Consider the following 13,399-nt stretch of genomic DNA (forward strand, 5'->3'; position numbering starts at 1 on the left):
GCTTGAAGCGCAGATGAGCGTCTTTTGACATATCTTGCAGAGGTGCGCGGAAGCGAGGGACAGAATTCTCATTGTCCATAGTGTGAGAAGCGTCCTCAAAGTCTTGGACATGGTCAAACGACATCTGCCACAGGATCGTAGTGCGGTCGTGCTCCGCTGCTTTACGGGCAGCAGGAGCGAAGCACGGCGCGCCGCCGCATTGGGATGCTACATCTCGGTCAATGCGCAAATGATCCGCCCCGAGCACGGTCGCACCCTTTTCGCCGACCTTCCGTTGAATCGGATCGTGACGGAGACCGTTGGTCCTTTCTCCCAAGTCGACGGCCGCCCGCCGGAGCCAGCGGATGTGCGAGCGGCGGTCGGGGCGATTGCCGGCGCTCGCAACTTGCCTAAGGAAGCGGTCACCGGAGCGATCCACACCAACCCCCAGTCTTTACTGTGTACATGTTTGCAACCAACATCGTTGACTCAGGGGGCGCTCGAAACGGTCCACGTTTACTAAGCGGTCACCGACGAGGTTCACGCAAGGAGAGGTCCGACCGCGTTCAGGATCATTGTTGCCCAGGCACTTCGCGGCACGGCATTCGGCAAAGGAGTCGCGCCGAACAGCCGGAACGCCTTTGCCAATACCTTGGTCAAGAAAGCCTCCTGGGCGTCGGCAGGCCAGTCTCGCAGCGTGCGATTGAAGAGAAGTTGGGCGGACGGGCGGCCTCACCAGCCACTGGAAACCGCACGTCGTCGAAGCAAGCGAAGCCGAGTTCCGCCCCGCGTATAGGCAGGGCACGGAAATGACTAAAGACGAGGTTGGCTCGGCGCAAAACGAACGCCCAGGCGCGGAAACTCCATGGCAAGGTCGACGCCACGTTTGAGGGAACTACTGTAGGTGATGATAGGCGAGCCCGTGACCATCCGAAATTCGCCGGTATCCTTAAAGTACGTCCTCACGTTCTCGCTCTCGCGCGGAGCGTTCATCACCGACGAAATCCAGTAACGCACGTAACCCTCGCTCGTGGGTCCGAAGTCGCCCCTGTACTCACAAACGAAGTGCAACACCAGCTTATGGTTTTGCAATGGGAAAACGATATGATCACCTCAGCCTTGAAGAGCGGTGCCAGGTTACCGGGCTACACGAGGCCGGCTATTCGACCCGCCAGATCGGCGGCAGCTCTGGATCGCGCGCCATCGAGCATCTCTCGGGAGCTGAAGCGCAATCGCGGCAAGCAGGTCGGTTACAAGCCGGCCTACGCCTATATCTGGGCGCCGGTCGGCCCGCGCCCGCTGATGGTGCGCAATAACCGGTACGCCTCGGCTTACCTCTTTGGCGCCATCTGTCCCGACCGCGCCGTCGGCGCGATGGTCGTCATGCCGGAGGTCAACGCCGAGGCGATGAGCCATCTTCTGAAGGCGATCAGCGAAGAGGTCTCGCCGCAGGCCCATGCCGTGCTGATCTGCGACGGGGCCGGCTGGCACCAGACCGGCAGGCGATTACGCGTGCCCGACAGCATCGCCCTGTTGCCCCTGCCGCCATACTCGCCGGAACTCAACCCGATGGAAGCCGTCTGGCGCTACTTGCGCGAAAACTCCTTTCTCGCGGATCTGGGACACCTATGACGACGTCGTCGATGCCTGCTCAGCCGCGTGGCGCTTCCTTATCAACCATCCAGGTCGCATCCGATCCATCGGTACACGCAAATGGGCGTGCGTCACACTTTAAGCAAGTTGGTACGTCTGTTGGGATGGCCATCGACGATGCGGATGATGATGTCGGCCAGATCGTTGTACGATTCGACGTCGATCCACCTGCAAGTAGCGATTAGCGAGGCAATGACGGCCCAATGTTCGGCGCAGGCATCGGAGCGGCGAACAGCGCATTCTTGCGGCTCAAGGCGAGCGGGCGGGTGGCGCGTTCGACGATGTTGTTATCGATCTCGACGCGGCCGTCGTCGAGGAACAGGCATAGGCCCTGCCAGCGTGACAGTGTGTAGCGGATCGCCTCGGCCATCATCTCCAGTGCGCGGTAGACGCATCTCCGCCTACCTAGACATCTCGCGCACTGGATCTTGGAAGGTACCCTTGAAGGGTTTGCCGCCCAGCATCCCCTTCATTGTGCCGCTTTCCGATTGCACCGAGAGTTCTACCGTGCCGGTTCTACCGTCGCTACAGGTCATGGAAGCAGAGCCCGTGTACTCCTCGTCTAGATGCCACCGACCTTCGCAGGCGCTGCCCCTGTTGCTGCTCAGCTTCACCACGCCCGCCATCCCATCAGAGCGCTTGGTAAAGGTTCCTGTGAATTGTTCTCCGTCAGAGGTGCCGCCCGATGCCGGCACCGCGCCAGAACACCCCACCAATGAGAGGAGCAAAATGCAGCAGATTGGCTTTCTCATGTTGTTCTCCAGCAACAACTCTTGTGTGAAATCTACCGTCCCGCAGGATGCGGCATCTACATGCCCTCAAGGTCCAAGATCATGCAGAGGACGTCCTGGCGAACAGGCTGGGACTCCACTTTTTGGAACGCGCGCAGGAGTGCCATAGACTCCCGAGTGGCATGCCCCATGGCAAACGCAGCCTCCTCATGCGAAGCGCGCCTGTAAGCGCTTTTTCTCAAAGGCTCTCCATATCCTCGAAAAAGTATTCCGGAGAAACGTTCAGCAAACGAGCGAAGTCAAACAGGCGCCGGGCAATTGTCCTGTTTTCACCACTCTCGAATCTCTGGATCTGCTTTTGACTTACGCCAGCGTCCTTGCTGAACTTCTTCAAACGAATTTTCAGGGCGAGGCGCCGCCGACGGAGCTGCTGCCCCACATGCACATCTAGGGAGTCGCTGACGCCAGCCTTGACGACCGGTGTTTCTGACGACCCGGGCTCGGGGCGAACTCCTTTCTTCACGGGAGATCACCCCGGTACGCCAAAATTCTCAGCGCATTCAAGACGACAAGCAGCGTCGATCCTTCGTGGACCGCGACCGCCGGCCCTATTCCCAGGCCGATGATTGTCGCCGGCACCAGCAATCCCACCACCCCAAGGCTGACGTACAAGTTTTGCAGGATGATCGAGCGGGTATAGCGGCTGAGACCGACGACGAATGGGAGATGTTCCAGACGGTCTGCCATCAATGCAATATCGGCGGTCTCCAGTGCCACATCTGAACCCGCGGCGCCCATCGCAATGCCAACGGTCGAGGACGCCATAGCCGGAGCGTCATTCACACCGTCGCCAACCATCGCAATCAGGCGTGCTTCTTCCTTAAGTGTTCCAATGGTCGTGACCTTGTCCTCCGGCATGAGATCACCGCGGGCGTCATCAAGGCCCACTTCTCTGGCGATCGCGTCTGCTACCTTCTGATTGTCTCCAGAGAGCATCACCATACGGCCAACGCCCAATTCTCGCAGACGCGCAATGACCTGACGTGCGCCCGCCCGAGGTGCGTCTATCAAGCCGATCACGCCGAGGTCCCTAGTCCCCCTTTTGACAACCATCGTTGTGCGCCCGGATGCGCGCAGCGATAAGATCGCGGCCTGAGCTTCCTGACCGATTGCGGGTACGCCGTCGGCACCGAACATCTCCGCCTTGCCGATCCAGACGACATCGGTTCCGATCTTGGCCCGCACCCCGCGACCGGTGAAGCTCTGAAGATCACCGGCAGGGTCCAGTTTCCGATTACCAAGGCGTTTACTGCCATCGCGCACGATTGCGAGCGCCAAGGGATGGTCGCTGACGGATTCGACTGCCACAGCTACTGCCAGCAGTTCCTCGGCAGTAGCACCGTCCAGCGGTTCGACATCGGTGATGCGCGGACTTCCCTCAGTAAGAGTGCCCGTCTTATCAAACGCAATCGCGCGGACGGCCCCCAATGCTTCGAGCGGCGCGCCACCCTTAATTAGCACACCACCTCGCGCAGCACGTGCGACCCCGGAGAGCACGGCGCTGGGCGTAGCGATGGCCAGCGCGCAGGGACTGGCGGCAACCAAAACTGCCATCGACCTGTAAAAGCTTGCGGCAAAGGGCTCGTCGACAATCAGCCCGGCTCCAAGAAGTACGATGGCCAGAATTAGGACAGCCGGAACAAAGAACTTCTGAAACCTGTCGGTGAAGCGCTGTGTCGGTGACTTTCGGGACTCGGCCTCGCTGACCATTTTGACGACCCTCGCCAAAACGGTGTCCCCTGCTTTACGTGTGACCTCGATTTCAAGAGCACCAGAACCGTTGATCGTGCCAGCAAAGACACGCGAGGAAGAGGCAATGATTTCGGGCCTGGCGCGAGCCGCGCTAGCGTCTAAGACCGCCTGCTTGTCGACCGGAATGCTTTCACCCGTTACAGGTGCTTGGTTGACACTCGATTGTCCCTGAACCACGAAGCCATCCGCCGGAAGGCGTTCGTTCGGCCGTACAACGATGACATCTCCGATGATCAACTGATCGACCGACACTTCCTGCGTTTCACCCTCGCGCTTTACGATGGCTGTCTGAGGGGCCAGCTTTGCGAGAGCTTCAATGGCCTGGGTAGCGCGTCCCATCGCGAAGTGCTCGAGCGCATGGCCAAGACTGAACAAGAACAGCAGCAATGCGCCCTCGGCCCATGCGCCAAGGATTGCTGCCCCTGCAGCCGCTACCAGCATGAGCGTGTCGATCTCAAACTTCCCACGCCGGATGTTGGCGAAGGCCTCACGCACCGTGTAGAAGCCGCCCGCTAGGTATGCCGCACAATAGAGTGCCACCGACACCCCTTCAGGTGCCCCGCCCAGCTGTTCGGCAGCGAAGCCAACACCGAGCAGCAGACCGCAGACAAGCGAGAATACCAGCTCGGCATACCGACCAAAGAAACCCGCATGTAAATGCGCGTGTTCGCTCCCCTTCTCTTCGTGCCGATCGCTCGGATCAGTATGCGAATGCGGCTTCTGCGTTTTCTTCGTCGGAGACTGGGTCGCCATGATGTCTTCCTAGAACTTAATAGTGGCGGAAGGGCCGTTGGGCGGGGTCAATTCTAGCGACAAGGCGGAATACGGCCGCAGCGCCGAAGTACTGCTACCTGTCAACCTGCCGCTCGTGATTGGCCGAAGCTCGATCCGCTCCCGGTTCGATCCCGAAACGATGGTAACGACAACTTTGTAGTTGCGGATATCAATCGGCACGTTCCGCTCATACGGACACAGCGTTACTTCCCGTTCTCCTACCAGTAGTTCTACCTCCACGCCGGCGATGTCCTGCATCTTGCCGTCATGAGGACCAGTGACAATGTCTCTGCCGTGCTGGGCGTACGAGGTACTCGAGAGGATCAACGCAGCAATCAAGACAAGCGCTTTCATCGACAGACTCCTTGCTGAATCAATTCCCCCGTCACTCTCCCCTGCTCGTTGGAGACGTAAGCGATGCGCATTCGCTTACTCCGCCCTTCGATTTCAACTCCGTTCTCGTACTTCCAGTCGACTAGCTCTTGTCCCCTGCCTTCCTCGACGACCTCCCATGACGCAACGATTGATGCATCCAGTGGCTTGCACAGTCTTTCCAGGCGCTGAGCGACGTTGACCGCGTCACCGACAAGGGTGAACTCATCATGCGACCCGCTACGGAGAACGCCGCCTATCGCGGTACCGAAATGAAGGCCGATGCCAGCGCGAGGATCCACGTCACCCCGCCGCCGCCGCATGGCGGCCCACCGTTGCAGCATGCTTCTTAGGTGGACGGCACATTCCAAAGCTCGGGCGGCGTCGTCCGCTGTTGACTTCGGTTGGCCAAAAGCCGCCATCACACCGTCGCCTATGAACTTGTCGATCATTCCCCCATGGGCGAACACCTCGCGCGTCACGAGTTCCCGGAATTCAGCTAGAAGCCTGGCCAGCGCTTCCAAGGGGATAGACTCACTCAGGCTAGTGAATCCGCGCAAATCGACGAACATCACCGCCACTTCGCGGCGGCCAAGAGCCAACGAAGTTCCGGTCGCCTGCAGTTCCGTCAGGACGGTCGGCGAAAAGAAGCGACTGAGATTGGCGCGCCGCCGCTCGGCCAGGACGGCCGTTTTCAAGAGAACATTGTGGTCATGCGTAAGCAGACCGCATACCAACGCCGCGAAGCCGAATGCCGCTGCGAGAGCCGCCTCTGTAAGGAATGCCGACCAATCCAGGACATGAGGCGCACCCTTGCCCAGGTAGGCCTCCACCGCGACTGTCAGCAGTGCCAGCCACCCGAGAATGACGATCCCCGAAAACAGGAAGACGAGCATCGGCCGCAGGCGCATCGCAGCATGTGTTAACAGTACAAATCCGATAGCAAGTGATGGCGCTGTTAGTGCGTGATCAAGATCCTTGCCGGGTGCGAAAAGGTGCTCATGGAACAGAACGACGACCAGCAGGGCATCGAACACCACGTAGATCCAAGAGAGCCACTTCGGACCTTTGCGAAGTTCCGCGAGGACCAAGGCTACGATCGTAAGGGAACCGTAAGCGACTACAATATTCGCGTGGACGATCCCAGTGTCCTGCGCACCGGCAAGGCCGAGGTTGACGACCAAGATCGCGAGCGCCACCAGACGCAGCCAAGCCGACCGACGCTCACGATGCCAGCGTCGCCGCTCAACGTTCATCAAGAGTTCCTCGGAGGCTAGGTCTGGCATTTTGACGAACACATTCCGGGCAGACGCACCGACAAGAACAGCGGCCCCTGCTCCAAACACGACGCAAGACGCGGCCGCCCCGCAGGGCAGCCGCGCCTAATTCAACTAGAATTTGGCCTGGCCGGATTTTCCGGCAGCGTTCTTCAGCACGAGCGTTACCTGTGCACCGGACGGAATGGCGGCCTTGGCGTCGCCCTTCAGCGAATTGTCACCGGAAACGGCAAGCTGCACGGTTTCACGTGAGGAACCTGCAACAATAAGCACGGAACCGCTGAACCCCTTGGCTGATGTCGGCTTGTTCGCTTCGTCGAGCAAATTGATGGTCACCGTGTTGCCGGACATGACCAACTCGGCATGCACCCCGGCCACATCATGGACCGGCCCGCCATTGGGCCCCTTCGTGGCTGCGTGATTATGCTGCGCGACAGCCACGCCGGCCCACAGCATCAACGCCACCGCTATCAGAAACTTCTTCATGCCATCTCCTCTTTTTGCACGGGTTTGTCTCGGTGAAACAGAGCGTACAGAGCCGGTAGAACGACCAGCGTCAGGATAGTCGACGAGATGATTCCGCCGATGACGACGGTGGCCAGCGGCCTCTGCACTTCGGCGCCCGCGCCGGTCGCGATTGCCATGGGCACGAAGCCCAGCGACGCCACCAACGCAGTCATAAGCACGGGACGGAGCCTCTTCATGGCTCCCTCGCGCACGGCTTCTGCCACCGAGCGTCCCTGGATTCTTAATCCTTGGATGAAGGAGATTATGACGAGCCCGTTCAACACGGCCACGCCAGACAATGCGATGAAGCCAATGCCGGCGCTGATCGAGAGGGGAATATCCCGGAGCACGAGCGCAGCCACACCGCCAGTCAGCGCCAGCGGCACGCCACTGAACACCAAGAGCGCGTCACGGAGTGAACCAAGGCTCATGCAGAGCAAGACGAAGATCAGCAGCAGCGCGACCGGCACGACGATCGCCAGGCGTTTCGTAGCGCCGACAAGCTGCTCGAATTGACCACCCCAACCAATCCAATAGCCCGATGGCAGCTTGACCTGTGCGGCGACGCGGCTCTGAACCTCGCTGACGAAGGAACCGAGATCGCGGTCGCGAACATTTGCAGAAACGACGATGCGGCGCTTGCCATTCTCACGGCTGATCTGGTTGGGGCCCGGCGCAATGTCGATAGAGGCCACGGCAGAGAGCGGCACATACGGGGCCGCCACACCGAGGCCTGTTTGCACGATCGCGCGACTGCCCTTGGCTCCATTCTCCTTTCCTGCCACCTGCGCAGGAATAGGAATTGGCAGCGACGCCAGGGCGTCGACGTCAACGCGCATTCTCTCGGGTAGCCGGATCACGATGTCGAAGCGGCGGTCGCCCTCGAAAATTAGCCCCGCCTCTCGGCCACCAACGGCAATTTCCACCACTTCCTGCAGTTCCGCCAGCGTAATGCCGTATCGTGCGAGAGCCGCACGGTTGGGCTTCACGGTAAGCATCGGCAGTCCGCTCACCTGCTCAGTCTTGACGTCGGCAGCGCCGGGCACGGCCCGAACAACAGCTTCGACCTTGGTCGCGATCGACAGAAGCGTATCGAGATCGTCGCCGAAGATCTTGATGCCAAGATCGCTCCGGACACCGGAGATCAGCTCGTTGAAGCGCATCTGAATGGGCTGGGTGAACTCGTAGTTATTGCCGGGGATCTGCTCGACCCTCTTTTCAATGGCTGCCACCAAGTCGGCCTTGGACCGGTTGGGATCGGGCCATTCGGAGCGCGGCTTCAACATGATGAAGTTGTCGGCGACGTTGGGTGGCATGGGATCGGTGGCCACCTCCGCCGTACCGATCTTGGCCGCGACTTCCTTGACCTCCGGAAACTCCAGAATCGCCTTTTCAAGCGCTTCCTGCATCTGTACCGACTGGGTCAGGCTGGTGCCGGGTATGCGCATCGCATGCATAGCGATGTCGCCCTCGTCGAGCGAGGGAATGAACTCCCCGCCCATCCGGGAGGCTGCCACGCCTGCAACACCGACCAGCACGAAGGCCATCGCGACCACGACGTAGCGCAGCCGGATAGCGCCTTCGAGCGCCGGCGCATAAACACGAAGCGCGCCGCGCATGAAGAAGTTCTCCTTCTCGGAGACCTTTCCGGTCACCAGGAGCGCCACGGCTGCAGGCACCAAGGTCATCGACAGGATGGCCGCGCCCAGAAGCGCCATTAGCACTGTGAGTGCCATGGGCGTGAACATCTTCCCTTCGACGCCGGTCAGCGTGAGGATCGGCAGGTAGACGACGCCGATGATCACAGTTCCGAACAGGCTCGGCTTGATCACCTCCTGTGCACCGGCAAGGATCGTCGCGAAGCGCTCATTGCGTGTCAGCAAACGACCGCGCTTGTGTTGCTCTTCAGCAAGCAGGCGCAGGCAGTTCTCTACCACGATCACCGCCCCATCGACGATGATGCCGAAGTCGATGGCGCCCAAGCTCATCAGGTTGGCACTGATATGGTTCTCGACCATGCCGGTGATGGTGAAGAGCATCGACAGCGGGATGACGCAGGCTGTGACGAAGGCCGCCCGGAAGTTGCCCAGGATCAGGAACAGCACGACCACAACGAGCAGTGCGCCTTCCAGTAGGTTCTTCTCGACGGTCCAGACTGTGGCTTCGACGAGCTTGGTCCGGTCGTAGATCGCGCGTGCGACGACGCCGTCCGGCAGGGAACGCGCAATCTCGTCCAGCCTCGCGCTCACGCGCTGTGCGGCTGTCCGGCTGTTCTCACCGATCAGCAACATCGTGGTCCCGATTACGGTCTCCTTGCCATCGAGCGTCGCGGCACCGGTTCGTAGATCGGTCCCTTCCTTGACCTCGGCTACGTCCGAAATCCGGATCGGCACCCCACCGCGCGTTCCGATGACGATGTCGCGGATTTCCGGCAGCGTGTTCACCTGCCCCGGCGTGCGAACCAGATACTGCTCACCGTTGCGTTCAATGTAGCCGGCGCCGACATTGGCATTGTGTGTTGCTAGCGCCTGCATCACGTCGCGGAACGCGAGGCGATAAGCCATCAGCTTCGCCGGATCGGGCAGGACGTGAAACTGCTTCTCGTAGCCGCCGATCGTGTTGACCTCGACAATGCCTGGCACGGTGCGGAGCTGCGGCTTGATGATCCAGTCCTGGATCGTCCGCAGGTCGGTCGCCGAATAGGGCTCGCCGTCAGACCGCTTAGCTCCTGGCTTGGCCTCGACCGCATACATGTAAATCTCACCGAGACCGGTCGACACCGGCCCCATCGCGGTCTCCGTGCCAGGTGGAAGCTGCTCCTTGGCCTGCTGGATCCGCTCGTTCACGAGCTGGCGGGCGAAATAGATGTCAGTCCCGTCCTTGAACACGACGGTTACCTGGCTCAGGCCATAGCGCGACAGCGAGCGAGTGTATTCGAGCTTCGGCAAACCACCCATTGCCGTTTCCAATGGGAAAGTGATGCGCTGTTCGACCTCCAATGGCGAGTAGCCCGGCGCGACGGTGTTGACCTGCACCTGGACGTTGGTGATGTCGGGCACCGCATCGATTGGCAGGCGCGTAAAGTTCCACGCACCCAACGCACCAACCGCGATGGCCGCAATAATGACGAACCATCGGTTCTGGATGGAGAACTCCAGGATCTTGTTGATCATGTTGGATTTCTCGCGTCAGTGCTCGTGAGCGGCGCCGGCCTTGCCGATCTCCGCCTTGATCACGAAGCTGTTCTTTGCTGCATAGACGTCGCCTGCGACGAGGCCGAACGTAATTTCGGCCCAATCGGCATCCCGATTGCCCAATTCGATCTCTCTCGCGTCGAACATTTCGCCGTTGCGTACAAAGACGACGTTCTTGCCCTCGAGCGTTTGAAGGGCGTTTGTACTGACAGCAACATCGACCGGCCGCGCTGACAGGACGACCTTTCCGTCCACGAACAAGCCCGGGCGCAACCGTCCGCTGTTCGGGACGATTGCACGCGCTATGGCCGACTGAGTATCGCTGGCGCCGATCGGGGAGAGATAATCAATCTTGGCTTCGATGATCGCACCGCCGTCACCAACATCGATGGAAACGGCGTCGCCAATCCGGACCTTCGAGAAGTCCTTCCGAAAGACCGCGAAGTCGACCCACATGGTCGAGAGGTCGGCAATGGTGAAGATCGGCCGCGCTTCGGATGCGAACTCACCCAGCGTGCCGTCACGGTCGATCACAGTGCCTTCGATCGGTGCCTTGAGTTCATAAACCGTCAGGCTCTGGTTGCTTTCGACGGTCGCGAGTACATCGTCTTTTTTGACCTTGTCGCCCAGTCGCTTGCGCATGCTGCGGATTACACCGGGAAAGCGTGGGGTCACCTTCACTAGCGTTTCCTGGTTGGGCTGAACCGTGCCGTTCAGTTGCAGAATGTCTCGAAGTTCACGAGGGCCGGCCGTCAGCAGCTCAATACCGGCGGCGGTCACTTGCGCATCGGTAAGCTTCACGCCCTCGTCGTGGCTGTCCCCTTCCTTCTCCGCGTGCCCGCCTTTGGCGCCGGCGGCTTTGGATTGGTTAGCAAATCGTGCATCGAAGACGTAGTAGCCAGCGGCGGCCAGGATGCCCGCGCAAACGATCGCCAGCGTCAGGTAACCCAGTGCCTTTTTAGCGAAGTTCATCATCGTGCCCTCGTAACGTTCACGGGGCTCGCGGTGAGGCCCTCGATTGTAGCAACGGCTGAATGAAAGCTGGTCAGCGCTTCGTGCTCTTTCAGTTCCGCGTCAGCGACAGTCTGATAGGCGTCCAGAATCTCCAGGACCGTGAAGCGCCCCTGTCCGTACCCCGCTTCGATGGTCGCGTAGGTCTGACGCGCCGCCGGCAGGATCGTCTTGCGGATGAGGTCGAGCTGGATGAGCTGATTGTTTGCGGTGTCGTGTGCTTTCGCGACAACGGTGATCAGAGCCAGTCGGTTCGAGGCCCTTTCGGAATGGGCCTTGCGCGAATTTTCCTGCGCTTCGTGAATACCGCCACGGTTCCTGTCCAGCACTGGAAACGGCATCGAAACGCCCAGCCGGACGGCACTCTGCTGGGTGTCGGAGTAGTAGCGCCAGCCCACGCTTGCCGTGACGTCTGGAATGGGCTTCAGACGGGCGACCAGCAGCTCTCCGTCCCTTTGAGCGCGTATGGCCGTCCAGCGCATAAGCTGCGGATTGTCATCAATAGCCTTGATCAGAGCTTCAAGTGGTGCTGGGCGGACCAGACGATTGAAATCTCCGGAGACAGAGTTGAAATTGGGGAGGTCGCGCCCCATCAACCCGGTGAGGTCCCTTCGGGCTACGGCGAAGGCCAGACGTGACCGATCACGCTCCAACCTCGTAACACCAACCGCGGTCTGGGTTCGCGTGACTTCCGACGGTGAAGAAGCACCCGCATCGACCCGACGCTGCATCAGCGGCACGAGCCGTTCCAAGGTTGCCGCCTGACGCTCCAGAATCTGGACGCGCCGCTGTACCGAAAGAGCTTCTACGAAGGCAAGCGTCGTTTCCGAAAGCAGCTCGAGACGGGTTGCATCCTTCTCCCATCGCATGGCATCGGCATCGCCGAGAGCCGCCGATACGCGTGCGTCGCGCTTTCCGCCCAATTCGATGAGCTGGCTGAGCATTAGCGTCGTCTCGGCACCGCCGACATTTTCGGAGTTTCCGGGGGCGAAATTGTCGACCTCGAAGCCGATGGTTGGATTGGGCATCGCGCCGGCTTGCCGGCGGCGACCATCGGCCATGCCGACGTTGCGATCAGCAATGTCGATGCGCGGGCTGGCGTTCACCGCCTGCTGCAGAGCCTGACGAAGAGTAAGCGCCCCGCTCGGTGCATACTGCTGACCGCTATTTGACGCGCGCTGCGCAGCCGGCTGCGGGGTCTGAGACGATGCCCCGCGAGCATGCGTGACGAGGAGCAGCGCTGCGCACAGCGCCCCCATTACGCGAATTGACATGATCTGATCCCAGAAAAGCGTTCATCGGTACGCCACGCCAGAAACGCAGGCGCGACGATGGAAATACGACGGGATCAGTTCTTGGGAGGCGGCCCAGCTATATTTGGCGAGGCAACGGACACCTGCACAAGGCGTCCTTCTGGCACTTCTGAAGAGGCGTCGGCGATAAGCAGAACGGGCGCCGCAGTGAAATAGGGCGCAACAGAGCAGCTGTGACAGGCTTCTGCGGCCTGGCCGCCCTCGCCTCCACGGTCGTCCGATAGCGTCGAAACTGCGGTCTGCCCTGTGCCCGTCGCTCCGCTGTTCGCGCTAAAATCGCTAACAACATGGACGATGCTGGCGATAGCCAAGGACAAGACACAGATCACTCGAACGAAGCGTGCGCTCCGCCGGAATGTCAGTACCAGTCGATGACCCATCATAGTCGCCACCAACTCATTATCGAGGAGCACTAAGGGGTTATACAATCACGCCGCCGATGATGCGGCGATGCGCCTCAGATAAACGATGTTGGCAGCAAAACGTCCATCGGCACCGCGCAGCGCCATCTGATGGCGACGCTCCGGGCCGGTCGGCGGTCTATGCCAATGTCGGCCAAGCGAGCGGCAGGGGATACCCCGCCGTCATGGCCGTCACGAGCGTACCAGTCGGCGATCTCCGGCCAGGCAGTGATGGCCAAGAACGTTTTTGGCCGCCTCATATACGATGCAGCGCCTGCATGCGCGGGCGTGATCGTTGGCGCAGGCTCACCTCACTCGCGGTGCCGGCACTGCCGGCGGCGTTCGTAGGCAGGCTCGTAGCGCTTCCCGCCAGCC

11 protein-coding genes and 1 pseudogene are annotated in these 13,399 nt (G+C 60.5%); 2 read left to right on the forward strand and 10 right to left on the reverse strand.

Annotation, left to right across the window (positions count from 1 at the left end; all coding sequences use genetic code 11):
- The first annotated feature begins 82 nt into the window (after window positions 1–82).
- On the forward strand, window positions 83–502 hold the full coding sequence (locus Q0Q48_RS28650) for a TatD family hydrolase (RefSeq protein ID WP_366915252.1): 420 nt from the start codon (window positions 83–85) through the stop codon (window positions 500–502).
- A gap of 581 nt (window positions 503–1,083) precedes the next feature.
- Complete coding sequence (locus tag Q0Q48_RS00210) at window positions 1,084–1,611, forward strand: IS630 family transposase (RefSeq protein ID WP_295132073.1); 528 nt, start codon at window positions 1,084–1,086, stop codon at window positions 1,609–1,611.
- A gap of 92 nt (window positions 1,612–1,703) precedes the next feature.
- Here Q0Q48_RS00210 and Q0Q48_RS00215 read toward each other — a convergent pair.
- The 10 genes and pseudogenes from Q0Q48_RS00215 to Q0Q48_RS00260 form a co-directional block, all read right to left on the reverse strand.
- Window positions 1,704–2,002: pseudogene (locus Q0Q48_RS00215) on the reverse strand (transposase); the annotation flags it as partial.
- 31 nt (window positions 2,003–2,033) lie between these two features.
- On the reverse strand, window positions 2,034–2,384 hold the full coding sequence (locus tag Q0Q48_RS00220) for a hypothetical protein (RefSeq protein ID WP_068190281.1): 351 nt from the start codon (window positions 2,382–2,384) through the stop codon (window positions 2,034–2,036).
- Between the two features lie 217 nt (window positions 2,385–2,601).
- Window positions 2,602–2,886: a helix-turn-helix transcriptional regulator gene (locus Q0Q48_RS00225; RefSeq protein WP_068190279.1), complete on the reverse strand. Its 285-nt coding sequence runs from the start codon at window positions 2,884–2,886 to the stop codon at window positions 2,602–2,604.
- Entirely contained in the window at window positions 2,883–4,928 is a 2,046-nt protein-coding gene (locus Q0Q48_RS00230) for a heavy metal translocating P-type ATPase (protein WP_082751690.1), read from the reverse strand. Before Q0Q48_RS00230 ends, Q0Q48_RS00225 begins: the two co-directional genes overlap by 4 nt.
- A gap of 9 nt (window positions 4,929–4,937) precedes the next feature.
- Window positions 4,938–5,303 (reverse strand): hypothetical protein, encoded by a 366-nt coding sequence (locus Q0Q48_RS00235; protein WP_068190277.1) that lies wholly within the window; start codon window positions 5,301–5,303, stop codon window positions 4,938–4,940.
- Window positions 5,300–6,577, reverse strand: coding sequence for an adenylate/guanylate cyclase domain-containing protein (locus Q0Q48_RS00240; protein ID WP_295132087.1), 1,278 nt, complete (start codon window positions 6,575–6,577; stop codon window positions 5,300–5,302). The genes Q0Q48_RS00235 and Q0Q48_RS00240 overlap by 4 nt, the downstream gene beginning before the upstream one ends.
- 135 nt (window positions 6,578–6,712) lie before the next feature.
- Window positions 6,713–7,084, reverse strand: coding sequence for a hypothetical protein (locus Q0Q48_RS00245; RefSeq protein WP_068190273.1), 372 nt, complete (start codon window positions 7,082–7,084; stop codon window positions 6,713–6,715).
- Window positions 7,081–10,278 carry a CusA/CzcA family heavy metal efflux RND transporter gene (locus Q0Q48_RS00250; RefSeq protein ID WP_295132091.1) on the reverse strand — a complete coding sequence of 1,066 codons (3,198 nt, stop codon included), beginning with the start codon at window positions 10,276–10,278 and terminating at the stop codon, window positions 7,081–7,083. Before Q0Q48_RS00250 ends, Q0Q48_RS00245 begins: the two co-directional genes overlap by 4 nt.
- A 15-nt stretch (window positions 10,279–10,293) precedes the next feature.
- A complete protein-coding gene (gene ihpB, locus Q0Q48_RS00255) occupies window positions 10,294–11,274 on the reverse strand; it encodes a divalent metal ion exporter adaptor subunit IhpB (RefSeq protein ID WP_068196907.1) in 981 nt (326 codons plus the stop codon).
- Window positions 11,271–12,584, reverse strand: a complete 1,314-nt coding sequence (locus Q0Q48_RS00260; protein WP_068196908.1) for a TolC family protein — start codon at window positions 12,582–12,584, stop codon at window positions 11,271–11,273. The genes ihpB and Q0Q48_RS00260 overlap by 4 nt, the downstream gene beginning before the upstream one ends.
- Window positions 12,585–13,399 lie beyond the last annotated feature (815 nt).

Source organism: uncultured Reyranella sp. (assembly GCF_945957355.1).
In the GTDB taxonomy this organism is placed as follows: Bacteria; Pseudomonadota; Alphaproteobacteria; order Reyranellales; family Reyranellaceae; genus Reyranella.

Coding starts and splice junctions, on each gene's coding strand:
- Q0Q48_RS00260 (WP_068196908.1), bottom strand. CDS start 12,584: ATGTCAATTCGCGTAATGGGGGCGCTGTGCGCAGCGCTGCTCCTCGTC.
- Q0Q48_RS00230 (WP_082751690.1), bottom strand. CDS start 4,928: ATGGCGACCCAGTCTCCGACGAAGAAAACGCAGAAGCCGCATTCGCAT.
- Q0Q48_RS00240 (WP_295132087.1), bottom strand. CDS start 6,577: ATGAACGTTGAGCGGCGACGCTGGCATCGTGAGCGTCGGTCGGCTTGG.
- Q0Q48_RS00250 (WP_295132091.1), bottom strand. CDS start 10,278: ATGATCAACAAGATCCTGGAGTTCTCCATCCAGAACCGATGGTTCGTC.
- Q0Q48_RS00245 (WP_068190273.1), bottom strand. CDS start 7,084: ATGAAGAAGTTTCTGATAGCGGTGGCGTTGATGCTGTGGGCCGGCGTG.
- Q0Q48_RS00210 (WP_295132073.1), top strand. CDS start 1,084: ATGATCACCTCAGCCTTGAAGAGCGGTGCCAGGTTACCGGGCTACACG.
- ihpB (WP_068196907.1), bottom strand. CDS start 11,274: ATGATGAACTTCGCTAAAAAGGCACTGGGTTACCTGACGCTGGCGATC.
- Q0Q48_RS00220 (WP_068190281.1), bottom strand. CDS start 2,384: ATGAGAAAGCCAATCTGCTGCATTTTGCTCCTCTCATTGGTGGGGTGT.
- Q0Q48_RS00235 (WP_068190277.1), bottom strand. CDS start 5,303: ATGAAAGCGCTTGTCTTGATTGCTGCGTTGATCCTCTCGAGTACCTCG.